Below are 26301 nucleotides of genomic sequence, written 5' to 3'. Positions count from 1 at the left end.
CTTTTTCATGGCATCGCACGAGGTGGGGATTATTATGTGAGAGAATTCCGCATGGTTCTTCAGGAGATATTCGTAAAGCGCCTTGGAATACGAACAGATGTTCTCATGAAAGGCGCAGTGGTATTCCGTTCTCTCAACTTGAGAAAGCTCTTCGGCCTTTAGATAGTATGGCTCAAAACCCTTTGAGGCGATGAACTCAACGGGCAAAAGAGAACAGAATATCGGCACCCTTTTCATAGCGGCGACCTGACTACCCCGAAAGGACCCGAAACTCAACATTAGAATTGTTTGCCCTTGCTTTTGGGGCCGAAAATACCTATAGACCCCCGTAAGCTATGAACGGACGGCTTATCATTATCGCATCACCTTCGGGCGGCGGCAAGACCTCGGTAATAAAACGGTTTCTTGGATCACACCCGAATATCGTCCATTCTATTTCATGCACAACAAGACCCGCAAGGCGCGGTGAAACCAACGGTAAATATTACCAATATTTAGACAGGCTTACTTTTGAGGCCGGGATAAAGGCGGGGCAGTTCGCCGAATGGGCGGAGGTCCATAATAATCTTTACGGCACTCCAAAAGAGCCTCTTGATATATGGCTTTCCGAAGGAAAAGATGTGGTCTTGGACCTCGATGTCGTGGGTAGCCTAAATCTTAAGAAACTCTACGGCAACAGGGCAGTAACCATCTTCATCCTGCCGCCATCCATCGAAGAACTTCAAAAACGCCTCGTTGGCAGGGGAACGGACTCAAAAAAGGTCCGGGAGCTAAGACTTGAGAACGCCATTGAAGAAATGAGGCACAAGGACAAGTTCGATCATCGGGTGGTGAACGATGTGCTTGATAAGGCGTGCGAAGAGATAGAAAGTATAGTCATTGCGAGCGTAGCGAAGCAATCTCCCGAGTGATTTCGGGAGATTGCCACGCCCGCTGCGGCGGGCTCGCAATGACATGACCATATGAACTCACGCGAAAAATACGAGTCAAATGAGTCTAAGATGCTCGCATCTTACGCCCAGCTCTCTTCAAAAAGCCTCGGGCGAACGCACATCGAACCCGAATGCCCGTTTCGCGCCTGTTTTTACCGCGACCTTGGAAGGATAGTTCATTCCACCGCCTTCCGCCTGCTTGAATATAAGACACAGGTATTCGTGAACCACGAAGGCGATTATTATCGCACAAGGCTCACCCATAGCTTGGAAGTGAGCCAGCTCGCCGCAGGCATCGCCCGGATACTTGGGGCCAACGAAGACCTTGCAAAGACGATCGCGCTGGCCCACGACCTTGGGCACTCCCCTTTCGGCCATCCCGGCGAAGAGATGCTTGACCAATTAATGAAGGACGAGGGCGGATTTGAGCATAACGTTCAGAGTTACAGAGTCGTTACCGAGATAGAAGAGTGCTATCCGGACTTTCCGGGCCTGAATCTTTCCTACGAAGTTCTCGAAGGACTTGTGAAACATTCCACATCCTACGACGAACCGAAAAAGGTCGAGGGTTTCAAAGACGTCGGACATCCCACCATTGAAGCACAGATAGTCAACTTGGCCGATGAAATTGCCTACATGAACCATGACCTTGACGACGGCATTCACTGGGGCATGCTTTCGATGCGCTCGCTTTCCGAGGTAGAGCTCTGGCACGACGCTTACCAGAAGATAGAAAGGTCCATTCCCAAAGCATCGACAAGGGTTAAAAGATGCCGGACGATAAGCCATTTAATAACCGAGCTCATCACCGACGTTGATAACGAGACCAATAAAAGGCTAAAAGACCGCAAGATAAAGACGCTTGATGACGTGAGAAAGCGCGGAGATGAACTGGTCTCTTTTAGCGATGCCATGAAGAAAAGGACGGCCGAGGTAAAAACATTCCTTTTCAATAAAGTATATAGATTCCCTAAGGTGGTAGAGACCTGCGAACACTCCAAAAAAGTGATAAAAGAACTCTTTAATTACTACAAGAACGACTTAAAGCGCCTGCCGGATAAATATCAAAAACGATTCAAGGGGAAGGACGGAAACCGCGCGATAGCCGATTACATAGCCGGCATGACCGACCGCTTCGCCCTTTCCGAACATCAAAAGATCACGACCTAATGCACCGACTTTCGTCTTAGCTGCTGCGGCAACATAAACTGGCGAATCGCTTCGAAGACTATCTTAAGCTGGCCGTCATATTTATTTTCAAGTTCATCAAGCCTTTTTGAAAGTTCCGCATTACCAATGAGAATTTCTCTTAATTTTGCGAAGGCCCTAACGACTTTGATACTGTCCTCGAACCACGAATATCTTTTTTCCGATCGATTCTATTGGCACCATGTTGTTCATGCATGACTCCTTTTGCTCATTGATAAGCAAGAGATATGCCAAGTCGTGAAACGCGGTAACTCGTTGAAATGAAAGACCTCAGGAAACTGGATCACTATTTAGAACTGTCAAAGGTGTCGAAAATCGGACAAAAATAGGGTTAAGATATATCCTTGAAAAATTCGGATACCGAAACCTTTAGGGCCTGTGCGATTCTTAACAGAGTGCTAACGTTAATATTTCTACTTCCAGATTCGATATACTGTAACCATCTGTAGTTAAATCCCCTGCCATCAAGTTGTTCTTGAGTCAGATTTTTCTGATTGCGAACACGTCGGATGTTCTTGCCAATATCTTTTAGAAGTTTTTGTAAATGTATATCTCCAGTGTTCACCTCTAACTATCTATAACATTTCCTTGAACTACAACACGAACGCCGTAGTTCGCTTTTTCCTTTTATTTAGCATCATAAAATGCTAGATTGGGATGGTTTCGCAATAGAACGGGGGACGCAAATGAAACGAATTTCCATGCTATTAGCGTTGGTAGCACTTTCATTCCCCGCTTATGCTGATTCAAATTGGGAGATATCTTCAAAGTCCTGTATCAATTTAAAAAGCCAAGTGGCTCTTGATGCTTGCAATGTTGCCATCATGCTATTGCCGGCTCATGAGATCCCTCCGGTTGACGCCGCCAAAATATATATAAGCAGAGGTGTGATTTTAGGAGAAGCTGGGCGCACTGAGGAAGCCTTACAATCTTTTCAAGATGCCACCCGAATCGACCCTACAAGTGCACGGGCATACTACAATATGGGAGTTGCATTTGATGATCTGGGTTACACCTCAAAGGCACTGAGAGCCTACCGCAAGTCGGTCAAGCTCGACCCCAATGTATCCGATGCGTGGGGAAATATTGGAGTCACGGCATATGACTTAGGACGCTATAAAGAATCTGCAAAAGCATTTCAAAATGCACAGCTGGTAGATCCAGCGTATTTAAATAATAAGAAAGAACAGCAAGATCTATTTGATACCGCACTGGGGATTAAACCTCCCTCATTGTCACGTGGCCGAGAGATCACTTTAAAACTAACACCAAATATTGGATACCTTGGAAAGATACAGAAAAACGTATTCCAACAATTTTTATTTCTAATGCCTGAAGCTTCTATTGATGTTCAGATATATAAAAACTGGTTTGCAACCGGTTCGTTTCTGTACACTCGCACCACTAATGAAACATGGCAAACAGCCTTGCAGAATCCGAACGCAACATGGAATAGCTATGGAATAACATTTGGCATTAAATATATTTTGCGTGAAGGCGATTATGCACCCGATTCTGATTCATTCATAGACAGGTCACGTTTTTGGACCTCGATTGAGGCGGGACCATATATCACTAATATAGACGCTAGCATTTACTACACAGGCACGGCTTCCACATACCACAGGTCAATCACCTCAACCAACTTTGGTTTTAATGCGGGAATTGGGATGGATTACTATTTTAGCCCACATTTTTCAGCGGGACTTCAATTCAAGATAAACTACGTAAAATTTGATGCTTCATTGCCTACTTCTACCGGCAATCCGGATGATGACGCAGTCAATGCCGCAATTAACAGCGTGCTAAAAGGCAACGACTATATAATTCTTGGGGGCGGGCCATCCTTGTCATATAGATTTTAATTCTGGGATCAGACCCTTAATTATGGGCTCGCTATGACAGAGGATTGCCTTTACCAGGCGGGTATACTTGGTTCGAGAGCGCAGGTATATTCACGAGATTGCCACGGCCTCGTACCCGAGGCCTCGCAATGACAGAACAAATCAAACTATAGGTGCGAATATTGAATCCAATTGACTACGAATCGCCACTTTGCTAGGGCTGTAGCAGATGGTTCGCAACTTTCACATCGGCATTATGGGAAATCTTTTCTCCGGCAAGACGACCCTGATGCACGCGCTTGCTACCGACCCCTATAAAAAAGACCTGGAAATGATATTGGACGGCGCGGACATCCATGTATTTTCCGAACGCATCGACAAGGGCTCGCTTACGGACGAATGTCTCGCGCTCTTTTACAAGGACCGCATTGCGAACATCTTCCCTACCGAAACGGCCTTTCTCTACATGAGGACCGTTCAGCAGCGCGAAATTCGTCATCTAATGACCCGCGAGAACAAGCGCGGCGCCATCGTAATAGAGGACAGGCCTTTCTTGGACGGCCCCGAGGTCTTCGTGAAGAGAATGATAATGTCCGGTGAAATGCCCGAGGCGCACGCAAAGCTCTATCGCACGCTTTTCTGTCAGACTCTGCACAACGAACGTATCCGCCTCCCCGACCTGACCGTTTATTTAAGATGCGAACCAGGGCAGCTCGAAAAACGCCGAAGACTTCGCGCCGAGAACGGCGACTCTTACGCTGCAACCATAGAAGAGAACTATTTGAAAGAGATACACGACGGATACGAGAACCTCTCCATCAACTGGAAGACGACGCTTCTTAAATATCAGGAGCATGCGATCGTCCCGCCCGATTCCGAACTTTTAACTCTCCCTGCGGATATAGATATGGACGAGCATCCCGACTATGTTCATGTGATCGCGGGGACCATTCGCGAAAAGGTGCGCCGCATGGTGCAGGCAAGAAGCGGGTAGTTTACGTCATTGCGAGCGTTAGCGAAGCAATCTCCCGTATCAAATTATTGGCATGGGATTGCTTCGGCCATTAGGCCTCGCAATGACATACAGAATATGACCAACAGGATCCTAGACGTCACAGAGGACCAGTCGATAAAAAGATATCAGGTGCCACACCGCCTGACCGGCGTGGTGCGCCGTCTCATGAAGCACTTTGCAAAGAACCAGTCGCTGGTCACCTGCATCGGCAATATCGGCGCTGGAAAAAGTTCGCTTATAAAGGTCCTTGCATACAACACCGGCATGAACGCCCTCTTTGAGCTCCCCGACGAAGGGTTTGAAGATCACTTCGTGCAGAACGACTCTTTCTATTCGCTCCTTGCAACGGCCAAGGACTCCGCCAAGAGAACTCTAGGAAGATATTACAGCGCCATAAACGACTTCATCGAATGCCAGCAAATGGAAAAGACAGAAAGCCCAGCATGGATGATAGCAAAGAAGAACCTTGAAAAAGCGGCGCTCGATATTCAGCATGCGTACCTGGACCTGCGCAAGATGCAGCTCCAGACGGTACCACACCTCCCTCACGCAACCTGCGTTGACGGCTCTTCCCTTGCCGACCGCTACGCCTTTTGCGAGGTCCTTCACCGCGACATGGACGTCTCTTACCTCACGCGTGAGGCAATAGACATCATAGACAAGCGACTTGAAAGCGAGTTCAAGCAACTGCCCCAGCCAAGTCTTATGGTGGTGCTCCACGGGCCCACAGATTATCTCTTCCAGAACATCAAAGAGAGGCAAAGGAACGAAGAAAAGAACAGCGGCGACAGCGAGATCCCCGAAGGTCTTTCACGCCTCGTACGCGCACTCAACAACCGTTACGACACATTCATAGAAACGCTACAAAAGACCGGCTGGTATACCGGCCCCGTTCTAAAGATAGACGTCTCAAAGATAGACTTCGTCTCCAATATCCGCCATCTGATCGCAGTTTATGAAGGGATAGAAGCGCTTGTAGCACCAAAGGCAGACCATCCTTCGACAAGCTCAGGATGAGCGAGATCCTTATTCCTCTTCCACCAGAACTATGCCGTCGTCTATTGTCGTATCTGCGGCAACAAGCCCTGCATGTTTCTTATCGTACCGGCTGGTAACGGCCATGTAGACAAGGAGCAGTAAAAAAGCGATAAAACCTATGCCGGCATAGACATACCAGATGTAATGGGCGTGCGCGTAGGCAGTTGCCATATTTTCCGGCGCCACAGTCTTGGGGTCCGGACAAAAAGCGTTAAGAAGATATCCCGAGATAATAAACCCGACGAGCCACGCAAAGAAGGTGTGAAGGTGCGAATATCCCATATATAGTCCTTCTTCGTTCTTTGGCGCCTGTTTAGATGCGAACTCTAGATAGCGAGGCGACAGGAAACATTCACCTAAACCCTGAATGGCGATGCCTATTATCATCATGATAGTGATCGGGTTCATAGGGATCCCGATGACGTTTATCGACGGTCCAAAGAGGCTCTCAAGAACGGGAGAAAGTGATATAGTGAGCGCCGATATCGGTATCATAAAAAGCGCTATCGCGATAGATGAGACCGGCTTCATCTTTCTTACAAGCTGCGTGATGGGTATGACGAACAGGACTACCATCAAGGGATTAACGTTAGCCAGCCACTCCGGCGCCGCCTGATTGCCGATGAGACGTATCGTATATTTCGGCATCGTGGCATAAAGCTGGCCCTGGATGGTCCAGAAACCCGCAACTATTAATATCAACGCCATAAAACGGAAGTTAACGAGGACCTTTTTAAGCCCTTCTATAAGCTCGGCAAAGGTCTTTGTGGGGCCTTCAACTAGCGGGCTCTTGTAGAATATTATGACTATGATAAGCGCTGTGAGAGCGGACGCGGCTGCAAAGTAGTTTATATATTCAAGGCCAAACTCAGTGCGAAGCGGCTTTGCAAATGTCTTTCCGGTAAATGAACCTATATTGACTATCTGATAGAATATCGAATAGGCGCGCGCCCTGTTGTGCTCGTCCGAACACTTGGCGACCGTACCTGTTATCACCGACTTAACAAAGGCCCCACCGAGCATTATAAGAGTAAGGGACGATATCGCCGCCATCTTTGTGGGAAAGGCCCCCAAGGAGGCGTAGCCGGCGGTCAAGAGAACGAATGCAAGTATGAGAGCGGTTCTAAAGCCTATACGGTCGGCAAGGAGCCCCATAAAGAGCGGCATGAGGTAGATGAACGCGGCGAAATAGGCCATCACATAGCCGGTCTCGATGTCGGTAAAACCGACCTTGCTGGTCAAGAAGAGCGCCATGGCAATGAACGCGGCGTAGTATGCGCATCGCTCGAAAAGCTCGATAACGTTAGCTGTCCAGAACTCCTTTGGAAAACGCCAGGTCATCTTTGCGGTATCACTCATAGTCAATCTCCTTTTTTAGCTGTTAGGTAAGAGTATCTTGAAAGTCGTCCCCTTGCCTGCTTCGGACCTGACATCTATCTTTCCCTTGAAGGTATCGACCAGCGTCTTAACATATGCAAGCCCCAAGCCCACGCCTTCCACATTGCCGGTGTAATATTTCTCTATCTGATAGAACTTTTCGAATATCTTGTCGTGAAACTCGGAAGGGATGCCTATTCCGTTATCCGTTACGCTGAAAGAGGCATATTCCCCTTCAGTGGCGCAATCAACAAGGATCACCGGCGGAGTGTTCATATTGAACTTTATGCCATTATCGACCAACCGCCTTATTATAAGCTTAAAATAGTTCTTGTTAAAGGAGAACTTCTTGAGCTCGTCCGCGACCTTAACGATTATGTCGGGTTTCTTATCGGTGAACCAGCTCTTGCATTCAACGACGACCTCGTTCAGCTCACTTCTCAGATCGAGATCGTCCTTCTTTGTGTCGAACTTGGAACCTTCGAGAGAAACGAAGCTCACAAGGCTTCCTATGAGGTCGTTGAGTTTCCCCGTCTGGTCCGCCATGGAATTGACTATCTTCTCCTGTTTTTCCTGCAATGGACCGGCGTCCTTTAGAAGCATGAGCTTCCCCTGAAGGACGGTCAGGGGCGTAAAAAACTTGTGAGATATTAAGGACAGAAAATCCCCCTTTGACCGCTCTTCAACCTCCTGATCCGTTATATCTCTGATATTTAGTACATGTTCCTTAACGGCCCCGTTGTCATCAACTATAGGGCTTACCACGCACTCAAGATGAAGAACATTTGCGTCCCCTACCTGTTTCTTTGAGAGTTTGAACGTTGATCTTTCGTTTGTGCAAGCCTCTCCGTTGCCAAAGGGGAGCTCCCCTTCAAAATTCCGCGAAAGGTGCTCTCTCATCGAGCCTTTTGCCGGGAGCATGAGAAGTTTTTCCGCGGAACGGTTGAATTGAAGCACGTTGCAATTTGCGTCGAGTATCACAAGGCCGTCGGTCATGTTGGTGAACGCCGCGGCGAACATCTCCTTCTCTTCCCTTATCTGGGTCATCATCGAGCCCAGCGAATTCTTCATGCCGGAAAAGGCCTTGGCGAGCATGCCTATCTCGTCCTTTGATCTGGGCATCTTTATCTCCGTGAAAAAATCGCCGCCCGCAACTCTCTTTACCGCCACAACAAGGTCGCCAATGGGTCTCGTGATGTGGGAGGAGATCAGAAAGATGATGAGGAAGATAAGAACTATCCCGGAACAGGCGATGATAACGATCTTATGGTGGAGCGCCCTGAGGTCTTCCAAAAGTTCATCCTCGGGATAAACTATTCCCAAGGACCAGCCTGTTGTGGAAAGAGGACCGTAAACTATCCATGACTGTTTTCCTATCATGGCGTTCCATAGCGAAACAAAACCCTGTTTTCCGGTTGTCATGGCATGAGCCGCTTTTTCGGGCTCGATGCTGTTAAATTGCTTGGCGGCATCAAAAAGAGTATGCCCGAAATCGTTCTCCCCCTGCAGAAAGGATATGGTGGAACCGTAGACCTCGGGATAATGCGATAGATAGCTTTTTATGAGATCTTTCACCTTATCGAAGTTCAGAGAACCGCCCAACGTCTCTATCGTCTTCCCTTCAAGCACGGCAACGTCGGTGGTGTCTTCAAGTTTTGAATCGAGAAGCAGCCGGTATTTGTCGACCATGCTTTCAGCGTTTCGTTCTATTTCATTTACCAGGGTCTTTCTGCTGGTGCTGTAGTTGAGATATATGATAGATGCGAAGATGGCGAGAGTCGAAGATAGAACGAACAAAAGAAGCTTGGTTCGTATTTTCATTGGACAAATCCCCCAAAAAGTGGCCTTAAAGATACCATGAAGATAGAGGTTTCGTCAATTCAGTTCAGCCCGGCACTCGGAAATATCGAGAATAACCTCAACAGGATATCGGCGCTCATCGCAAGGGCCAGAAAAGACGGAGCGGAGCTTGTGGTGCTCCCAGAGGTCTGCGACATTGGATATCATCTAGAGACCATTTCAAGGCTCGCAGAACCCTTTCCCAACAGGTCCACAAAGAGGCTCTCATCCATCGCCAAGGATAACGGGGTAATAATAGCTGCGGGCCTTGCCGAAAAGAGGGACGATGGTCTTTACAACGCCGCCGTCGTTTTTGCTCCGGACGGAAAGATAGTCAATAAATATTACAAGACCCATTTATGCCCCTTCCCTTCCCTGAATGAGCCTGAGGTGTTCAAGGCTGGGGCTTCTATAGGCGTTACGGAGATAGAAGGTGTAAAATTAGGCATCACCATCTGCTACGATATACGCTTTCCGGAAGTTTACAGAAAACTTGCATTTGGCGGGGCGCAGATCGTTGTGCACCCTGCGGCCTTCCCGAGGGAAAGAATAGACCAGCTTGAGGTCTGCCTAAGGGCGCGCGCCATCGAGAACCAGTTCTTTGCCGTCATGGCGAACAATTGCGGGACCATCGGAGGAGCCGAATTCGGAGGCAGGTCGATGATGGTCGGCCCCGCCGGTGATATCAAGGCAAAGGCCTCGGAAACCGAGGAGGCCGTAATAACCGCGACGCTGGACCTTTCCGAGATGGACCTATTAAGAAAAGAAAAACCGGTCCTATCTAAAAAAAGGCCGGAATTATATTAGCGAGCGAGCATCCGGCTTTGCCGGTGCAAGCGAGAGGGGCTTGGGGGGAAACAGCAAGTCTGCGAGCTGGTCGTTCCCCCCATCAGAATAGGAGGAAATCTATGCCGTCATTTGACATTGTGAACAAGGTAGACCTACAGGAGATGGATAACGCGGTAAATAACAGCATCAAAGAGGTTGCCACGCGTTTTGATTTCAGGAACTCAAGGACCACGATCGAGTTCAACAAGAAGGATAAGGTGATAAATATCGTCACCGCCGACAAGATGAAGATGGACACCCTTGAGGACATGGTAACGACCCACTGCATAAGAAGAAAAGTGAACCCCAAATGCCTTGAGTTCAAGGATTTTGAGCCTACGGGTCAGAACCTCCTTAAAAGGGTGGTAAAGATAAAGGAAGGGATCGAGATGGAGACGGCCCACAAGATAGTAAAATTGATCAAGGGCTTGAATCTTAAGGTTCAGGCATCAATTCAGGACGAACAGGTGCGAGTTACCGGCAAAAAGATAGATGATCTGCAGTCGGTCATTCAGGCCCTGAACGCCCAGGACCTTGGAATTCCTTTACAGTATGTGAATATGAAGGCTTAAAAGCATCCATAACCGCCTGATATAACTCATTATTTGGGTGGTCTACTTTTTATTAGCAACTTTCTTAACGAAACGTCGATAAAGAGACGGTATCTAAAAATTAATAAGGAGATCCCGCCTATGTATTTGGACGGCTGTTATAAGGACCTATCCGCAGATTTCACCAGCGTAAGAAGTCTGATAAAATTCGCGCAGCCCCTATGCGGCTCTGTTGTGAAGCAGGATTGATTTAGAGCCCTCGAAATGAACAACATGGAGAGGATCTACGGCTGCTATTTCAATTATGTTCAGAATACCAGCAAACAACGAAGAGCTATTGACTCCTGTAAAAATAATTTTGTCATTTAGTCAAAAAAAGGGATTGGGGAATGTTTGACAAGAGAGGTTAAGAGACGGTGCTTATATTTTAGGTGATGAAATGCTGACTTTGATTTTTCGGACAGTTCATCAAAATTCTTAGGAGCAAAATTGGATAGCGGAGAGGATTTGAGATAAGACCACACATATTCGACGGGGTTAAGTTCTGGGGCATAGGGAGGAAAATAGAAACATGATATGCGGTGTTGTGAATCAAGGTAGTCGTATACTTTCTTTGATTTATGGCAACGCAGGTTATCCCAGACTACAAAGATTTTGCCTCGGATAGACAGTGAGAGTTGGTTGATAAAAGCTCTGCAGTCGCCGGCTTTTATGTTTACGTTGGTGTGAAACGGGTCTTTGATATTTTAGGTTTAGCGGCCAGAGCGCCTATCGCTAAGACTTTTTTATAAGATCGCGCAGAATGATAGATGAACGGGGTTTTTCCTTTTGGCGCCCACGTTCTGCGCACTAATGGTTGCATGAGGAGGCCCGACTCGTCGACGAAGACAATCGTGGCATTCAGGGCGATGGCTTTTTTTAATGCGTGGCCATGTGGAACGAACCCGGTTTTTAATGCGCTTGTCGTCCCGTTCCAAAACTCTACGTTCAGGCTTTTGTGGTGCAAAGCCCAATGAATAGAGCAAGCGAATGACATGATCAACATGATAGGTGACATTCCATTTTTTGTTAATGACGTGAGCAACTCTGGGACACGACCACAGGTCGGTAGGAAATCCTGCATTGCATGCTCCGGCCAGCAATATCTTGACAAGTTGATTTTTTCTGGAGACCGTGAGCTTTGATGGCCGACCGGATTTAGGTTTTGATTTGAGGCTGTTTTTTCCGTCTTTGAGAAAAGAGCGATTCCAGTATTGAACCGCTCTCAACGTGACACCCAGTCTTTTTGCTGTGTCTGTTGGAGACAGATGCTCTTTTGCAATCAATCGGACTGCTTCAAAGCGTCTTTGTTCCAACAGAGATGTTTTGGTGATGTTTTTCTGTGGCATATCCCCCCTTTTTCGGAGAATATACCACAAATCAAAATGTTATGAAAGAACTTTTACAGGAGTCAATGGTTGCCAACGTGAAAGTCGCGGGTAATATTGACTGCATCAAGTCTTCGTGATTCATATGGTTGTCCTTGATCATTTTTCTTCCTCTTCATTCTCCAACTTTTCAGTGGCCTGTGCTTTCATTGGAATCTGTTCTATCGGCTGAACCTCTGGAAGCTCTTTGTCTCCAGCCGCGCCAAGCTCCTTAAACTTCTTAACACTAACCATAACCCTGCGCTCAAGGGACATGATCATCTTGTTAAAAGAAACTACGGATTGATTCAAACTGCCACCAACTTTGTTGACGTGCTCCAAGAAGGGTTGAAACCTGTCATACATCTCTTTTCCCAAGACGGCTATTTCCTGTGCATGTTTTGTAATTTGCTCCTGTCTCCATCCATAGGCAATAGCTCTCAACAGGGCTATTAAAGTCGTTGGCGTGGCAATAATAACCCTGTCCTCCATCCCTTTTTCAATGATAGCTGGATCTTTCTCAAGAGCGGACGCCAGAAAAGATTCACCCGGTATGAACATCACCACAAATTCAGGGGCTCTAGGAAACTGGTCCCAATAATTCTTTTCTGAAAGCTCCCTCATGTGCTTTGTGATCTGTTGAGAATGTTTGACCAGAAAAGATTCTTTGGCGTCTTCTGATTGCGATGCAATTGCGTCCAAATATGCATCTAATGAAACCTTGCTATCAATAACGATCTCCCTATCCGATGGTAAATGCACGATCATGTCAGGCCTTAACCGCCCCTTGTCTGTATCGACCGATACCTGCTCGACATAATCACAATATGACGTCATTCCGGCAAGTTCGACAACCCGTTTAAGGGTCATTTCACCCCATCTTCCGCGAACTTCCGGCCTTCTCAAAGCTGTAACAAGATTGTTGGTTTCTTTTTGAAGTTGCTGTTCAGAAGACATCAACATTTTTATCTGGCTTTCTAAGGTAGAATAGGCGCCTACCCTCGTTTTCTCGAGCTCAATGACTTGGCTTTCATATTTTTTCAAAACATCTTCCAGTGGTTTAACAATATTTTTTATGGCAATCTCTTTTTGAGACATGTCTCCCATGGCTTGATTTAGCACGGTTTCTAAACTTTGTTTCGCTAATTGTAAAAACGCCTGATTATTGCTCTTTAGAGATTCCCCGGATAAGGCCTTGAATGTTGTCGTAAGCTTTTCTTCTGCCTGCGACAGTGTCTTTTTCTGTTCTTCAATATGCTTGCTCGTCTCTTCTAATCTTGTTTCGGCAATCGCCTTGGCCTTTTGGACAGATTCAAGACTGCCACGCAGTTCTTCGATGGTCTTGTCGCGTTGTTCGGTTTGTTTTTTTATCTCTGTTGAAATATTGTTGGAAGCCTCTAATTTTCCCTTCAGATCCGCAATTGTTTCGTCATTCGTCCTGTTCTTTGCAGAAAGAAACAACCAGCATGCTGTTCCCCCAAGGATGAATGATAAAAACCCGACTAAAATAACGATTGTTGAACTCATATATATCTCTTCTATTATTTTTGACTTTTATGGTTTTCAGCAAAAACAATTGCCGTATTCCCTCGCGTGATCGCCCGTGCATCCTGATACCATAAGAGGTGTAACTATACAATTTGCCTATAAATATCAATCAAATCTTATTTTGGCCTTGGAGCTCGGAATAGACATCGTATGGACTGCGCCCCATAGATTGGACAGATGAGGGGTAGAAATTAGAACATAGCTGACTGGCTGAGGGACTAGGATTCGAACCTAGATGTCATGGTTCAGAGCCATGCATCCTGCCATTGGATGATCCCTCAATGAACGGAAAGTTGCCTAGCATGGAGTTAAATGGCTGTCAACAGGCTGTTTTAGAAGAGGTTGCCGTCATCCTAGCTCCTCAATTGAACAGAACCCTTTTTAATGATGTCGCGGATGATAATAAGCATGCCGTTCTTCATGAGCGGCAATTGAGCCGAATGGCTCAATCAATTTCCTTTAGCACATTAAAGAGTTCCTTAAGGACCGCACCCGTTGTGGGAAGCCTATAATTGAGATACGCCGCCGAAGAGGCGTCCCATGACGATTCGAGCATCTTTAATTCAAAGCCGCCCGTCGAGATGTTCAACACTACATCGAACGTCCTATGATCGTCGGTATATATCTTCCCATGACAAAAGAACTGGCGCGAACTTGCCGGATCGAGCCCCTTTAGCTGACACTGTGAAAGAGTATAATTATCGAACCTGAACTGAAAGTCGCATTTTTCTATACCCTCTCCATCTTTACACTCAAATGTGTATTCTACGAGTTTCCCAGGCTCCAATTTCTTTCCGGCAAGATCTAATATGTCTTTGGGGTCGGCCATAGCTTTTAGAATAAGCAAACTTTGTGCCAAGTTCGTCATACGTGGTGCATTGTGCGTTGTGCGAAAAGATCTTCTATTTCATGAGATTAGCGATAATGGGGATCGTCGAATAAGAACGCCCGCGCCTAAAATGATAATTAAAGGCTACGGGCGTCAAAATTTTCATCACTTGTTCACGTGCTCGAGCATCTTTTCAAGCCTCTTAATATACTCTTCCTTCGACCTGTAAGGCTTCTTTGCAACACCTGATTTAATGGCAGCCTCTGCCACAGCGGGCACCTCCCAGAGAAGTACGCGCGGATCGAGCGGCTTTGGTATTATATAAGCCCTGCCGAACTCAAGACTTTCCACGTTGTACACCTTGCAGATATCCTTGGGTACCGGCTCCTTTGCAAGCTTCGCAAGGGCGAGCGATGCCGCGACCTTCATATCTTCGTTGATAGCCGTCGCTTCAACATCAAGCGCGCCCCTAAAGATGAACGGGAATCCAAGGACGTTGTTCACCTGATTCGGGTAGTCGCTCCTTCCGGTTGCCATGATGGCATCATCGCGCACGGACTTCACATCTTCCGGCATTATTTCCGGGTCAGGATTAGCCATGGCAAAGATAATGGGGTCCTTGGCAAGCGTCTTTACCATATCCTTGGTCACAAGCCCCTTAAAAGAGAGGCCCATCAACACGTCTGCGTCCTTGATCGCGTCGGCAAGAGCGCCCTTCTTATCCTGTGCAAAATAGCCCCTGTAAGGCTCGGCGTTCGCGCGGTCCTTTGTAACGATTCCCTTTGTGTCGACAAGCCAGATGTTCTCATGTTGCACGCCGAAACGTTCCATATGCTTTGCGCACGAGACCGCCGCGGCGCCTGCGCCGCTGAATACCACTTTTATCTTATCTATCTTTTTACCGACAATCTCCAACGCGTTCAAAAGCCCTGCGACAGAGATGATGGCCGTCCCGTGCTGATCATCGTGGAACACTGGTATCTTCATCCTCTTGATAAGCTCTTCTTCAACATAGAAACATTCGGGGGCCTTAATGTCTTCCAAATTGATCCCACCGAACGTCGGTTCCAAGGATGCGACGGTATGAACAAACTGTTCCATATTCTTTTCTGCTATCTCGATATCGAAGACATCGATATCGGCGAATCTTTTGAAAAGTATCCCCTTCCCTTCCATGACGGGCTTTCCGGCAAGCGGCCCGATGTTACCGAGTCCCAAGACAGCGGTACCGTCGGTGATGACCGCAACAAGGTTGCTCCTTGCGGTATAAAGCCCCGCCGCTTCAGGGTCCTTGTGGATCTCTCTGCACGGTTCGGCAACGCCCGGAGTATATGCAAGCGAAAGGTCTTTTTGGGTCTTGCACGGCTTTGTGGAAACAACCTCTATTTTCCCGTGACGACCCTCTTCATGATAACGAAGTGCCTCTTCTCTTGTGATAAGTGCCATTTAATACCCCCTCCTTTTATCCGGTCCATGTGTATTCCCGGATAACTACATAACAAAAACGGAGCCCCCCTACAAACTAAAAATATTTTTTCAGTTGGCGGTTGACCGGTCGGCCCAATTTGGCTAGTAAAAGGCCTATGGCAAGCCTTATTTTTTACCACAACGGTCGGCCTGTAATGAAACGGAAACTCGGGGGCTACGTCATTAACATCGGCCGCGACCCCTCGTCCGATATAGAGCTGACAGATGAAGACGTTTCAAGGACCCACGCCTCGATTGTAAGGGAATCCGGCTCATACAAACTCATCGATAAAAGCACCAACGGGACGGTCGTAAACGATAAAAAGGTCTCTTCCCACAGCCTTTCCGTTGACGACGTAATAACAATAGGTTCGTGGAAGATCAGGTTCGAGCCGGGAGGTGTGACGAGCAGACCCGCGACCGTTATAAAGGACATATCGCCGACAAGGGTCCTTAAATACGAAAAGACGAAGAACGAGCTCCTCACAGAAAGTCTTGAGCTTACAATATCCACGCCTGACGGAAAAGAGCGCGAGCTCAGGTTCGCGGGAGGTTCCATTGGCGCGAGCCCGGCGAACGACATAACAATAAACGACGACCGTTACATTTCCGGCTCACACTGCATGATAAAAAGCGTTGCGAACGGGTTCATTATCCAGGACGTGGGGAGCAGGAACGGCACCCTTCTAAACGATGCGCTTGTGATGAGCGAAAGGCTCCCGAAGAGCGGCGTAATAACCATCGGCAAGACCCTGATCAAATATAAGATAAAGGAATCGAGAGAAAATATAAGGCCGTTCGAACGACCCAACCTAGGGAACATTCTGGGAGCTTCGCTCGTTATGCGCGAGCTCTTTTCTTTGGCCGAAAGAATAGCCCCAACCGACGCCACAGTTCTTATAACCGGCGAATCAGGGACCGGCAAAGAGCTCTTTGCACGCTACATGCACGAAGGAAGCGCGCGGGCAGCAAAACCTTTCATGGCGATCAACTGCGGGGCGATATCTTCTAACCTTATTGAAAGCGAACTTTTCGGCCATGAACGCGGCGCATTCACGAGCGCAGTATCACAGCAAAAAGGGGCCTTTGAACAGGCATCAAGCGGAACCCTTTTTCTGGACGAGATAGGCGAAATGCCGCTGGAACTTCAAACAAGGCTGTTGCGTGTGCTTGAGAACATGCAGATAAGGCGTGTTGGCGGCCAGAGCGATATCTCCGTTGATGTAAGACTTGTGGCCGCAACAAATAAGAACCTGAAAGAGATGGTGAGAAAGGGAAAGTTCAGAGAGGACCTCTTCTTCAGGCTCTTTATAGTCCCCATCCACCTTCCTCCCTTAAGGGAAAGAAGGGACGATATTACCGTTCTTGCCCTCCATTTCTTAAATGACCTGTCGCCGGAAGGCGGTTCTAAAATATTCGATGCCGGCGTACTTGAAAAGCTTCGCGAATACAACTGGCCGGGAAACGTACGCGAGCTTAAGAACACCATCCAGAGGGCGATACTAATATCCAAAGACGCTTCCGTAAAAGCGGAGGACATGATCTTCAGCGAGCTGACGGAAAAACCGCCCGAAAGCCTTCCGCTTGACGACGTGGAGAAAAAAATCCTGGTCACGGCGCTCAAGAACTCCTCCGGCAATGCATCGAAGGCCGCAAGGGAGCTCAAGATATCCAGGACCACGCTATACAGCATGCTGGGAAAATTCGGGATACGCATTGAACCCTTTAAGGTCAAAGAATAATGTTCGAGGCATCGTTATACAGAAAGAAAAATAACAGCACGGTTGAATGTTACCTGTGCAGGCACAACTGTAAGATTAAGGACGGCGCAAGCGGCGTCTGCAAGGTCCGCGAGAATAAGGGCGGCGCGCTTTATTCGATATTTTACGGAAGGCCGTGCGCCGCCTCGGTCGACCCCATCGAAAAAAAACCGCTCTTCCATTTTTATCCCGGAAGCGGGTCCTTCTCGATAGCTACCTTGGGATGCAACTTTCAGTGCGGGTTCTGCCAGAACTGGGATATATCGCAGTACGGCAGAGGCAGGATACATGAAACAAGAAGCAGGATGGAGATGTTAAAAGAAGCAAGTCCGGAAGAGATAGTGAAGGGGGCGGTGAAGAATAAATGCAGGTCCATTTCTTACACCTACAGCGAACCGACGATATTCTACGAATATGCTCGCGACGTCGCCTCTCTAGCCAAACCAAAAGGGATAGAGAACATCTTTGTAACTAACGGCTACATGAGCCGTGAGATGTTGGATGAGGCAAAAGGCTGGCTCTCCGCCGCGAACGTAGACCTTAAGGCTTTTAAAGAAGAGACCTACAAGAAGATAATAAAGGGTTCTCTGAAAGGCGTTCTTGATTCTATCGCCTACATGAAATCTTTGGGCATTTGGATAGAGATAACAACGCTCATTGTGCCGGGTATGAACGACGATGAAAAAGAGTTGAGAGATATTGCGGAATTCATAGCGAGCGTAGGCAAGGAGATACCGTGGCACATCTCGCGCTTTCATCCGCAGTATAAGATGCAGGACCGCATGGCCACCCCGCTTTCTACCATGGGAAAGGCCTACGACATCGGCAAAGCGGCCGGGCTTAAATATGTCTACTTGGGAAATGTTCCTGGGGATGATAAGGAATCGACCTTCTGCTGGAAATGCGGCGAAAAACTCATAGAACGTTTCGGGTTAACATTGGGAAATGACAGGCTGAAAGAGACCTCGACGTGTCCTAAGTGCGACTCCAAAATTGACGGGATCTTTTTCTAAGGGCTGTCACCCCCCGCGAAAGCGGAGATCTCTAAGCCGACTCCTGTGGCGCCAATCCGCCGGCCATTGCGGCGCCTCTGAAAAGATAGGGATATTTGCTTTCAACATACATATCCATATCTTTGTCGCTCGCAAATGCCACGGCATCGGCACCAATAAGATCGCCCGGCAAAAGTTCCGGAATGCTTTTAGCTATTTCCGCGAACGAAGCAGCCATCGATCCGAATCGCCCCAGATTTCTGCCATAACGGCTTTCATAAAGGTTCGCGCTTGCAAACATCTGCCAGCTCTTTAAAAGAAGGATCAAAAGGTCACCCTGCGATTTTTGAAATGTATTAAGAGCATCGGCGTAACCGCACCAAAGAGTTACAAGGGCGCTCGGATCCGTCATCCCTTCCGGACCTTCAAAGAGGTTGTACAGATCGAATCCTGATACTCTTTGCAGCGGTTTTGCCTTTTCGTTCATAGAATTTACACCCTACATTACTATTATCGGTTGGATAGACCCTGGAGTTGCTAAAAAAGTAAAGAGAGATGTATATTTATATTATAATTATATATAATTAGACATCTTAGCTAATTATAGTTAATATATATTTAATTAAATTATGTTAAAGTTTGCTCAAAAATACGTATTATGTTTTAAAGATGCCTCAAAACAGTAAAATTATAATGACAGCATCCTCTCGAGGGCAACTCTGGCTTCTCTTTGAATTTCTTCAGTAATTATTATTTCGTTTGTGTATTTTTCCGTAACAATTGAATCCAGAACCTTGGCCAGACTTTTGGGCGAGGTTTTGAACATGTTGGGGCAAAGAGACCTTGCAAGAGGCACGATATTTTTTTCGGGATTTTCTTTTGCAAGCCTCGCCACAAGATTTATCTCGGTCCCGATAACGATCGTCGAACCTTTTTCCTGCTTCTTTACAAAACTGCATATCCCTTCTGTCGAACCGCTATCATCACAGATCGTCACCACCTCTTCCCTGCACTCGGGGTGAACAACTATTTTGCAACCGGTGTAGCTCTTGCGGGCGTCTTTAACGTGCTCGGTCGTAAAAAATGTGTGAACGTGGCAGAAGCCGGGCCAAAGGATCAGACGTGAATCGTGAATCGTGAATCGTGAATCGTTAAGATCCGGAGAGCTCCATAATAGAATCTGTTCCTTTGATATCCCTTGTTTGCGGGCGGTGTTGCGGCCTAAGTGTTCATCGGGGAAAAAGAATATCGTCTCGCCGCGGTTAAATGCCCAGTCAAATACCCTTGAGGCGTTTCCTGATGTACATACAACACCGTTGTTCCTTCCACAAAAGGCCTTAAGCGCGGCAACCGAATTCATATATGTGACCGGTATCACCTTTTTCATATCCAGAACGGTCGACAATTTTGCCCACGCATCTTCTACATCATCTACCGATGCCATGTCGGCCATGGGGCAACCTGCGGTTAGGTCGGGCAGAAATACGCGCTGACCGGGCCGCGCGAGTATCTTCGCTGCCTCTGCCATGAAATGAACTCCGCAAAAAACTATGAACTCGGCCTCTTTCTGTTCGCTCGCTCTCTTAGAAAGTCCAAAGCTGTCACCGCGAAAGTCTGCGAATTCTATCACCCCCTCGCGCTGATAATGATGGCCTAAGATGACAAGCTTCTTCCCAAGCTCCGATTTGACCTTGAGTATCCTCTCCTTAAGTTCACTATTGTTCTGGATCATATATCAGTCTTTAAAGGCTTTGCCGGCATCCTTTATGAATTTTCCGGCAAGCGCAACATATTCCGATTCCGTCATCCCGTAATAGTCATGAACACTTTCATTTCTGGTATCTATGTAAGAAAGCCAGTCTTCAGCTTCGTCCAGTAAACCCATCTGGCCCGCCTTCCTTATCACATCCTTCGGAGCATATATATCGGTCCAGCCCTTTTCTTCCAGCTGGCGTTTCAGGTCCTTCCATGCATATTCCATGGCAACCTCAAAGGCCTTGGCAACAGCAAGAAATGCGGCTGGTTCATCGCCTCCAGCTTTCTTGTAAAATTTTATCGCCATTGAAAGATCGGCGATCGCTTTATTTATCTTCTTTTCTTTTTTTTGCGCCATATAGCACCCCCATGAAATAAGACCATGCGTTCGAGTTCCCGCCCAAAAAGACCGGCTCATAATCGATCCCCATAAGGAACCAATCAGGCGCCGCATCAAGATTAACAATATCAACTTCGCGCGGAAGTTTGTCAACTTCATCATCAACCGACCGCTTTAGCTTTAAGAATTCCTCTCCGGCTAATAAGTTCGGCCCTCTGGTTATGCATAGGTCCCAGTCCGAATATTTCCGGCCTGTCCCCTTTGCACGCGAACCTAAAAGCCCCACCGCAATATTTCTGTCAAAGGAATACAAATTTTTAACGATGGGCATTATCTCATCCGCACCGGCTGTTTTATCGGGCTTGAATGGTGAAAGAATAGAAAGAGGATCGATCTGAAGTGAATCACAGATGATATAGTATGTTTCCGAAAATGGCCCGCCCTCCCCTTTTAGATAATTGTTTATCGTGGCACGATTGAATCCATGCGCTTTGGCGAATTCCGTCACATGCTCATAGCCCCTTCGGGTGACGACTTCTTTCAACTTCGCCGAATCTACATGATATCTATTCATCGAATACATTGTCGCCCAAATTTTATTAAATGTCAATTATATTATATAAATGTATAATATATAATACACATAAGTGACGGGCCGACACTATTATCTTAAGCTTAATGGGTGACTCCCTTTTTCTTTTTTGACCCCTTTTATAAGCCATGACAGGTGGTTCCTCGACCGCGTCGCAACGCATATCCTTGCGTTCGAAGGCGATTCGCAGGCGGTCTGGTTCGAAGGGAACTTTGCCGAATACGAGGCCAACCGCGAACTCCGCTTAGGAGACTCTGCCAGAGACGTCCATCGGATAAGATACAAAAAACTAAAAAGAGATTAAATAGAGAATTTTTTGCTGATTTTCCCCCGTTCAATGTGATAGCCTCCGTCAAAAAAAGGAGGGGGAAATGATCACCATCAAGCGTTTTTCGTTCTTTCTTGTCTGTGCAGTAGCTTTTTTCTTTATTTTGCTCCCGGACACATACGGGGCAAACTTACCTAATGTCACCATCGTCACCACGGGCGGAACTATAGCCGAAAAGACCGATCCCAAGACAGGTGGCGCAGTTCCTGCTGTATCGGGCGCAGACCTTATCGAGGCGGTCCCTTCCCTTGCGAAGATCGCCAATATAAAGGTCATCAATTTTTCCAATATCGACAGCTCACAAATGACGCCCGAGATATGGGCAAAGCTCAGCAGGACGGTCGATGCCGAACTTTCCAAGTCAAGCGTGAAGGGGGTCGTAGTAACGCACGGCACCGACACCATGGCCGAGGGGGCCTATTTCTTAAGTCTTACATTAAAGAACAGGAAGCCGGTTGCCTTTGTCGGGGCCATGCGCGATGCCTCCGACCTTTCGCCTGACGGCCCGGCCAACATACAGAACGCAGTGATACAGGTCTGCTCCGAAGAGGCAAAGAACTGGGGAGTGACTGTCACCCTTAATGAATATATAAATTCGGCGGCTGACGTTCGAAAGACACAGAGCACCAACGTTCAAACATTCAATTCAGGAGAAAAAGGATATCTGGGTTATATATCGATGGGAAAGGTCATCCCATTCCATGGCCCAGGCAAAATGATAAAGCTCCCTCTCCCAGAGGCATTGCCTAACGTGGCCATCGTATCCGACTATGCCGGTTCTGACGGTAGCCTGCTTCGCTACGCGGTTGACAACGGCGCCAAAGGGATAGTCGTCGACGCCGTTGGCGCAGGGAATGTGAACGCCGAGATGTACAAGGCGGTCCAATACGCCATTGGCAGGAAGGTTCCGGTGGTAGTTACGACGCGGGTCTTTAACGGCGGCGTCTATCCTATATATGGAGACCTAGGCGGCGGCGAAACGATGGAAAAGGCAGGGGCCATACTTGGCGGAGACCTGCACGCACCCAAGGCTCGATTGCTTCTCATGCTTGCCATCCCACAATACAATGGTGACGGCAACAAAATGAGACATCTTTTCAAACATTAAAAATAAGGAGGATATTTATGAGATCTACCGAAGAAAAACGCTATGAGGCCCTAAGTCCATTCGAGCTGAAGAATAAACTCATGAGCATGGCCCAGTCCCGCCACGAAATGACGATGTTAAACGCCGGGAGGGGCAACCCCAACTGGGTCGCGATAACACCTCGGCTGGGCTTCTTTCAGCTGGGTCTCTTTGCCCTCGACGAATCTCAGCGCAAACCTCACAGGCCCGGCCTTGGAGGAATGCCAGAAAAAGAGGGCTTATCGAAAAGGTTCGAGGCATTTATCTCCAAGTATTCAGATAAACCCGAGGTGGTATTTTTAGGAGAGGCGTTCAAATATGTTCGTGGTGAACTAAAAATGGATGGCGACAGTTTCCTTGAGGAGATGCTTGACGGCATACTGGGCGACCATTACCCAACGCCCGACAGGATGCTGTCGCTCTCCGAAAAGATCGTGCACAAATATCTCGAACAGGAGATGTTTGCGGGTGACCCTTCGGTCGGAAAGTTCGACCTCTTCGCCACCGAAGGCGGTACCGCCGCGATGGACTACATATTCACGAGCCTTTTGGAGAACAAGATACTTCATAAAGGCGACAAGATAGCCCTGGGCACCCCTATATTCACGCCATATATAGAGATCCCGAGGCTCAACGACTACCAGCTTGTGGAGCTTGAGGTGAAACAGGATGAGAACTCTGACTGGCAGTATACGGACAAGGAGATAGAAAAACTCGCCGACCCGAAGGTAAAGGCCTTCTTTCTGGTGAACCCTTCCAACCCTACCTCGGTCAGCATACAAAAAGAGACCCTCGCAAGGATAGGAGAACTTGTCAGAACCAAACGAAAGGACCTGATAATACTTACCGACGATGTCTACGGGACCTTTGTGAACGGTTTCAAATCACTGGCCGCAGCAGCTCCGAAGAATACCATCCTGGTCTATTCTTTCTCAAAATATTTCGGCGCGACTGGATGGCGACTTGGGGTCATCGGCCTTCACAAAGAGAACATTCTCGACAAGCATATCGCCTCTCTTTCGGATACCGACACGAAGGCACTTCATAAAAGATACAGTTCGGTCATCTTAGACCCCGACAAGATGAAACTGATCGACCGTATGGTGGCGGACTCCCGTTCCGTTGCGCTGAACCATACCGCCGGACTTTCAACACCGCAGCAGATAATGATGGTCCTCTTCGCTCTCCACTGTCTCATCGACAAGAAGGGCGAATACAAGAAGATGGCTCAGGACATAATAACAACCAGATACAGGACCCTCTATAACGCTATAGGCATGAAATATCCCGAGAACGCGTTCGATGCACATTACTACACCACCATAGACATTCCCGCTCTTGCAAAGGAGAGGCATGGGGCCGAATTTGCGGAATATCTGGTGAAGAAACACGAGCCCATCGACTTTGTCTGGGAGCTTGCCTGCAAAAAGTCCATAGTACTTATGGACGGCGGCGGGTTCGACGCACCCAACATGTCGGTGCGCGTCTCTCTTGCGAACCTCCCCGACGACGCCTACGAGGCCATCGGCAAGGGGATTAGCACTCTACTGGAAGAGTACTACAGCAAATGGAGATCATCCAAAAAGTAGGAGGCTCGCATGTTCACTGATATCGTTCATATAATGCGCGAAGATCCGGAGATAGTCATCTTCCTGTCGCTTGCGATCGGCTATTTTGTGGGGAAAAAACTCAAAATATTCGGGTTTACGCTGGGATCAACGGCCTCCATTCTTCTGGCGTCGATCGTTGTCGGCCAGGTAGGCATCCGGGTCCCCGCGATACTCAAGAATATAAGCTTCGCCCTCTTTATATTTACGGTCGGATATAAGGTCGGGCCACAATTCTTCGGATCGCTCAAAAAGGACGGTATCAATTATCTATGGATAGCTATCGTTGTCTCCGTCACATCTCTTGCGGCAACGGTCGCCATCGCCAAGTTCCTGCACCTAGACCAGGGGACTGCAGCGGGCATGTTCGCCGGGTCGATGACAACGTCGGCGGCGCTCGGCACCGGAGAGGGCGCAATAAGACAGCTGGCCATCTCTCAGGCCACAAAGATGAACCTGGATTCAAATCTGGCTGTCGCTTACGCTATAACATACATCTTCGGAACGGCCGGGACCATTGTCTTCTTGAAGCTCGCTCCTAAATTATTTGGGATAGACCTGAAGCAAGAAGCCAAGAAACTGCAGGCCAGGCTCGGCGGGAGCTCATCCGGAGCGGATAACCCGGACCTCTTCTCGTGGACAAATCAGCTCGGCATGAGGGCATATATCGCAGGCAATGCCGGCATCATCGGAAAAAGTGTCTCCGAAATTGAAAATCTCTTCCCGGATAGGGTATCGATAGACCGGATAAAAAGGGGTCAGGAGATGATAGTATGCGCTCCAGAGACAAAGATAGCCGACCAGGACACCCTTCTTATAATAGGCCCTGACGATGCCATGATAAAAGCGGAAGGTATTGTAGGTCCCGAAATAGACCGCGCGCTTGTTGTCGACATGACCGGCGAGGCGATGGATGTCTGCATTTTGAACAAGAACGTCGTGGGGAAAACTCTCGGAGAGCTCGGCAATTTAAAGATAGCCCACGGCCTCTTTTTGCGAAGAGCGACAAGACAAGGACACGAACTGCCTATCACAAAGGGGACCGTTATCCACAAATGCGACGTGCTCCATATCATCGGCATCAAGGACGATGTAGAGAGGGCCGTTGCCTCTTTAGGTTATCCCGAACGGCCGACGATAGTAACCGATCTTGTTACCGTAGCTGTCGGCTGTATTGTAGGAACCCTGCTCGGGCTTATCGTAGTACCGGTATTCGGCATGCCGATAACACTTGGAGTCGGCGGCGGAGTGCTGGTCGCGGGACTTTTGTGCGGATGGCTCAGGTCCATTCACCCGACCTTCGGGCAGATACCTGGCGGCGCACAGTGGATACTTAGCGACCTTGGACTCAATCTGTTCGTTGCCTGCATAGGGATATCGGCCGGCCCCGAGGCGTTTAACGCCATCAAGACGACGGGCGTTTCTGTATTCTTCGGCGGGATCGTTATCACTATCCTTCCTATAATCGTCATGCTCATTTTCGGGTTAAAGATCCTTAAGATGAACCCGATACTGCTCTTTGGGGCTGCGACCGGCGCTCACAACTGCACGGCATCGCTCAACGCCATCATAGAGGAATCCGAGAGCTCGCTGCCGGTCCTGGGCTACGCAGCCCCTTACGCCTTCGCGAACGTCCTCTTAACGGTATGGGGAAGCGTGATAATCAATATAACCTGACGGAAGAATAAATAGCAGGGAACTTTATTTATGCCTTCCCAAGGTCAGGCTCTGGCCACAGTTACCATGGGTCGTGCCAGAATGGATGATGTGGATCAATACTGAACGGCACCCATGTCCACCTTTCCGTTCTTGTAATATCTGACGCCGGTCCCGGGAAGAGAGGGATATTTCATCTCCTCAACATCCCACTCTTTAGAAAGGTCCAGACCTGAATCTCTTACCTTGCTATCCTTTGGCG

General features: G+C 48.0%; 24 protein-coding genes, 1 tRNA gene and 2 pseudogenes (1 of these 27 only partly in view). 13 read left to right on the top strand and 14 right to left on the bottom strand.

Annotated features, from left to right (window positions below):
• Positions 1-237: pseudogene (locus COV46_06635) on the bottom strand (hypothetical protein) (it extends 123 nt beyond the left edge of the window).
• Between the two features lie 98 nt (positions 238-335).
• Between COV46_06635 and COV46_06630 the strand changes: the two are divergent.
• Complete coding sequence (locus COV46_06630) at positions 336-911, top strand: guanylate kinase (protein ID PIR16879.1); 576 nt, start codon at positions 336-338, stop codon at positions 909-911.
• A gap of 51 nt (positions 912-962) precedes the next feature.
• Positions 963-2102, top strand: coding sequence for a deoxyguanosinetriphosphate triphosphohydrolase (locus COV46_06625; GenBank protein PIR16878.1), 1140 nt, complete (start codon positions 963-965; stop codon positions 2100-2102).
• A gap of 370 nt (positions 2103-2472) precedes the next feature.
• Here COV46_06625 and COV46_06620 read toward each other — a convergent pair whose 3' ends face one another.
• Positions 2473-2706 (bottom strand): transcriptional regulator, encoded by a 234-nt coding sequence (locus tag COV46_06620; protein PIR16877.1) that lies wholly within the window; start codon positions 2704-2706, stop codon positions 2473-2475.
• Positions 2707-2785: 79 nt separating this feature from the next.
• On the opposite strand from COV46_06620, the gene COV46_06615 reads away from it, so the two are divergent.
• From COV46_06615 to COV46_06605, 3 genes are all read left to right on the top strand, one after another.
• Positions 2786-4006: a hypothetical protein gene (locus COV46_06615; protein ID PIR16876.1), complete on the top strand. Its 1221-nt coding sequence runs from the start codon at positions 2786-2788 to the stop codon at positions 4004-4006.
• Positions 4007-4214: 208 nt separating this feature from the next.
• Positions 4215-4979 (top strand): hypothetical protein, encoded by a 765-nt coding sequence (locus COV46_06610; GenBank protein ID PIR16875.1) that lies wholly within the window; start codon positions 4215-4217, stop codon positions 4977-4979.
• 96 nt (positions 4980-5075) lie between these two features.
• Positions 5076-6017: a hypothetical protein gene (locus COV46_06605; protein PIR16874.1), complete on the top strand. Its 942-nt coding sequence runs from the start codon at positions 5076-5078 to the stop codon at positions 6015-6017.
• 9 nt (positions 6018-6026) lie between these two features.
• Here the strand turns inward: COV46_06605 and COV46_06600 are convergent, their stop codons facing one another.
• Both COV46_06600 and COV46_06595 read right to left on the bottom strand, forming a co-directional pair.
• A complete protein-coding gene (locus tag COV46_06600; GenBank protein PIR16873.1) occupies positions 6027-7397 on the bottom strand; it encodes an MFS transporter in 1371 nt (456 codons plus the stop codon).
• A gap of 15 nt (positions 7398-7412) precedes the next feature.
• Positions 7413-9236 (bottom strand): hypothetical protein, encoded by a 1824-nt coding sequence (locus tag COV46_06595; GenBank protein PIR16872.1) that lies wholly within the window; start codon positions 9234-9236, stop codon positions 7413-7415.
• Positions 9237-9272: 36 nt separating this feature from the next.
• On the opposite strand from COV46_06595, the gene COV46_06590 reads away from it, so the two are divergent.
• Both COV46_06590 and COV46_06585 read left to right on the top strand, forming a co-directional pair.
• Positions 9273-10061 carry a carbon-nitrogen hydrolase gene (locus COV46_06590; GenBank protein PIR16871.1) on the top strand — a complete coding sequence of 263 codons (789 nt, stop codon included), beginning with the start codon at positions 9273-9275 and terminating at the stop codon, positions 10059-10061.
• Positions 10062-10162: 101 nt separating this feature from the next.
• A complete protein-coding gene (locus tag COV46_06585; protein PIR16870.1) occupies positions 10163-10654 on the top strand; it encodes a YajQ family cyclic di-GMP-binding protein in 492 nt (163 codons plus the stop codon).
• Positions 10655-10998: 344 nt separating this feature from the next.
• On the opposite strand, the gene COV46_06580 is transcribed toward COV46_06585, so the two are convergent.
• The 6 genes from COV46_06580 to COV46_06555 form a co-directional block, all read right to left on the bottom strand.
• A complete protein-coding gene (locus COV46_06580; protein ID PIR16869.1) occupies positions 10999-11376 on the bottom strand; it encodes a transposase in 378 nt (125 codons plus the stop codon).
• Between the two features lie 42 nt (positions 11377-11418).
• Positions 11419-12021 (bottom strand): IS630 family transposase, encoded by a 603-nt coding sequence (locus tag COV46_06575; GenBank protein ID PIR16868.1) that lies wholly within the window; start codon positions 12019-12021, stop codon positions 11419-11421.
• A 138-nt stretch (positions 12022-12159) separates the two neighbouring features.
• Positions 12160-13566 (bottom strand): DNA recombination protein RmuC, encoded by a 1407-nt coding sequence (locus tag COV46_06570; protein PIR16867.1) that lies wholly within the window; start codon positions 13564-13566, stop codon positions 12160-12162.
• Between the two features lie 228 nt (positions 13567-13794).
• A tRNA-Gln gene (locus COV46_06565) sits at positions 13795-13868 on the bottom strand.
• 164 nt (positions 13869-14032) lie between these two features.
• Positions 14033-14416 (bottom strand): hypothetical protein, encoded by a 384-nt coding sequence (locus COV46_06560; GenBank protein PIR16866.1) that lies wholly within the window; start codon positions 14414-14416, stop codon positions 14033-14035.
• Between the two features lie 165 nt (positions 14417-14581).
• On the bottom strand, positions 14582-15862 hold the full coding sequence (locus COV46_06555; protein ID PIR16865.1) for a malate dehydrogenase: 1281 nt from the start codon (positions 15860-15862) through the stop codon (positions 14582-14584).
• A 137-nt stretch (positions 15863-15999) separates the two neighbouring features.
• On the opposite strand from COV46_06555, the gene COV46_06550 reads away from it, so the two are divergent.
• Positions 16000-17625: a Fis family transcriptional regulator gene (locus COV46_06550; GenBank protein ID PIR16864.1), complete on the top strand. Its 1626-nt coding sequence runs from the start codon at positions 16000-16002 to the stop codon at positions 17623-17625.
• On the top strand, positions 17625-18656 hold the full coding sequence (gene amrS, locus COV46_06545) for an AmmeMemoRadiSam system radical SAM enzyme (GenBank protein PIR16863.1): 1032 nt from the start codon (positions 17625-17627) through the stop codon (positions 18654-18656). The genes COV46_06550 and amrS overlap by 1 nt, the downstream gene beginning before the upstream one ends.
• A gap of 31 nt (positions 18657-18687) precedes the next feature.
• Here amrS and COV46_06540 read toward each other — a convergent pair whose 3' ends face one another.
• The 4 genes from COV46_06540 to COV46_06525 all read right to left on the bottom strand — a co-directional run bounded on the left by COV46_06540 (position 18688) and on the right by COV46_06525 (position 21313).
• Positions 18688-19122: a hypothetical protein gene (locus COV46_06540; GenBank protein ID PIR16862.1), complete on the bottom strand. Its 435-nt coding sequence runs from the start codon at positions 19120-19122 to the stop codon at positions 18688-18690.
• Between the two features lie 201 nt (positions 19123-19323).
• Positions 19324-20367 (bottom strand): quinolinate synthase, encoded by a 1044-nt coding sequence (locus tag COV46_06535; GenBank protein ID PIR16861.1) that lies wholly within the window; start codon positions 20365-20367, stop codon positions 19324-19326.
• A gap of 3 nt (positions 20368-20370) precedes the next feature.
• Positions 20371-20892 (bottom strand): hypothetical protein, encoded by a 522-nt coding sequence (locus tag COV46_06530; GenBank protein ID PIR16860.1) that lies wholly within the window; start codon positions 20890-20892, stop codon positions 20371-20373.
• Complete coding sequence (locus tag COV46_06525) at positions 20717-21313, bottom strand: hypothetical protein (GenBank protein ID PIR16859.1); 597 nt, start codon at positions 21311-21313, stop codon at positions 20717-20719. The genes COV46_06530 and COV46_06525 overlap by 176 nt, the downstream gene beginning before the upstream one ends.
• A 130-nt stretch (positions 21314-21443) precedes the next feature.
• Here COV46_06525 and COV46_06520 point away from each other — a divergent pair.
• The 4 genes and pseudogenes from COV46_06520 to aspT all read left to right on the top strand — a co-directional run bounded on the left by COV46_06520 (position 21444) and on the right by aspT (position 26060).
• Positions 21444-21626 (top strand): annotated as a pseudogene (locus COV46_06520) (energy-dependent translational throttle protein EttA).
• Positions 21627-21693: 67 nt separating this feature from the next.
• Positions 21694-22758: an L-asparaginase gene (locus COV46_06515; GenBank protein PIR16858.1), complete on the top strand. Its 1065-nt coding sequence runs from the start codon at positions 21694-21696 to the stop codon at positions 22756-22758.
• 17 nt (positions 22759-22775) lie between these two features.
• A complete protein-coding gene (locus tag COV46_06510) occupies positions 22776-24365 on the top strand; it encodes an aspartate 4-decarboxylase (GenBank protein PIR16857.1) in 1590 nt (529 codons plus the stop codon).
• A 9-nt stretch (positions 24366-24374) separates the two neighbouring features.
• Positions 24375-26060: an aspartate-alanine antiporter gene (gene aspT / locus COV46_06505; protein PIR16856.1), complete on the top strand. Its 1686-nt coding sequence runs from the start codon at positions 24375-24377 to the stop codon at positions 26058-26060.
• The last annotated feature ends 241 nt before the right edge of the window (positions 26061-26301 follow it).

This window comes from Deltaproteobacteria bacterium CG11_big_fil_rev_8_21_14_0_20_49_13, from assembly GCA_002796305.1.
Taxonomy (GTDB): Bacteria; UBA10199; UBA10199.
The sequence above is the reverse complement of the archived record's forward strand: the minus strand, read 5'-3'. Positions and strand labels throughout refer to the sequence as shown.

Bases quoted from the DNA above. Each gene is read 5' to 3' on its own strand.
- COV46_06550 (PIR16864.1), top strand. From the start codon at position 16,000: ATGGCAAGCCTTATTTTTTACCACAACGGTCGGCCTGTAATGAAACGG.
- COV46_06610 (PIR16875.1), top strand. From the start codon at position 4,215: ATGGTTCGCAACTTTCACATCGGCATTATGGGAAATCTTTTCTCCGGC.
- COV46_06590 (PIR16871.1), top strand. From the start codon at position 9,273: ATGAAGATAGAGGTTTCGTCAATTCAGTTCAGCCCGGCACTCGGAAAT.
- COV46_06555 (PIR16865.1), bottom strand. From the start codon at position 15,862: ATGGCACTTATCACAAGAGAAGAGGCACTTCGTTATCATGAAGAGGGT.
- COV46_06615 (PIR16876.1), top strand. From the start codon at position 2,786: ATGCTAGATTGGGATGGTTTCGCAATAGAACGGGGGACGCAAATGAAA.
- COV46_06570 (PIR16867.1), bottom strand. From the start codon at position 13,566: ATGAGTTCAACAATCGTTATTTTAGTCGGGTTTTTATCATTCATCCTT.
- amrS (PIR16863.1), top strand. From the start codon at position 17,625: ATGTTCGAGGCATCGTTATACAGAAAGAAAAATAACAGCACGGTTGAA.
- COV46_06575 (PIR16868.1), bottom strand. From the start codon at position 12,021: ATGCCACAGAAAAACATCACCAAAACATCTCTGTTGGAACAAAGACGC.
- COV46_06595 (PIR16872.1), bottom strand. From the start codon at position 9,236: ATGAAAATACGAACCAAGCTTCTTTTGTTCGTTCTATCTTCGACTCTC.
- COV46_06605 (PIR16874.1), top strand. From the start codon at position 5,076: ATGACCAACAGGATCCTAGACGTCACAGAGGACCAGTCGATAAAAAGA.
- aspT (PIR16856.1), top strand. From the start codon at position 24,375: ATGTTCACTGATATCGTTCATATAATGCGCGAAGATCCGGAGATAGTC.
- COV46_06510 (PIR16857.1), top strand. From the start codon at position 22,776: ATGAGATCTACCGAAGAAAAACGCTATGAGGCCCTAAGTCCATTCGAG.
- COV46_06540 (PIR16862.1), bottom strand. From the start codon at position 19,122: ATGAACGAAAAGGCAAAACCGCTGCAAAGAGTATCAGGATTCGATCTG.
- COV46_06630 (PIR16879.1), top strand. From the start codon at position 336: ATGAACGGACGGCTTATCATTATCGCATCACCTTCGGGCGGCGGCAAG.
- COV46_06525 (PIR16859.1), bottom strand. From the start codon at position 21,313: ATGTATTCGATGAATAGATATCATGTAGATTCGGCGAAGTTGAAAGAA.
- COV46_06585 (PIR16870.1), top strand. From the start codon at position 10,163: ATGCCGTCATTTGACATTGTGAACAAGGTAGACCTACAGGAGATGGAT.
- COV46_06560 (PIR16866.1), bottom strand. From the start codon at position 14,416: ATGGCCGACCCCAAAGACATATTAGATCTTGCCGGAAAGAAATTGGAG.
- COV46_06600 (PIR16873.1), bottom strand. From the start codon at position 7,397: ATGAGTGATACCGCAAAGATGACCTGGCGTTTTCCAAAGGAGTTCTGG.
- COV46_06535 (PIR16861.1), bottom strand. From the start codon at position 20,367: ATGATCCAGAACAATAGTGAACTTAAGGAGAGGATACTCAAGGTCAAA.
- COV46_06515 (PIR16858.1), top strand. From the start codon at position 21,694: ATGATCACCATCAAGCGTTTTTCGTTCTTTCTTGTCTGTGCAGTAGCT.
- COV46_06625 (PIR16878.1), top strand. From the start codon at position 963: ATGAACTCACGCGAAAAATACGAGTCAAATGAGTCTAAGATGCTCGCA.
- COV46_06530 (PIR16860.1), bottom strand. From the start codon at position 20,892: ATGATGAAGTTGACAAACTTCCGCGCGAAGTTGATATTGTTAATCTTG.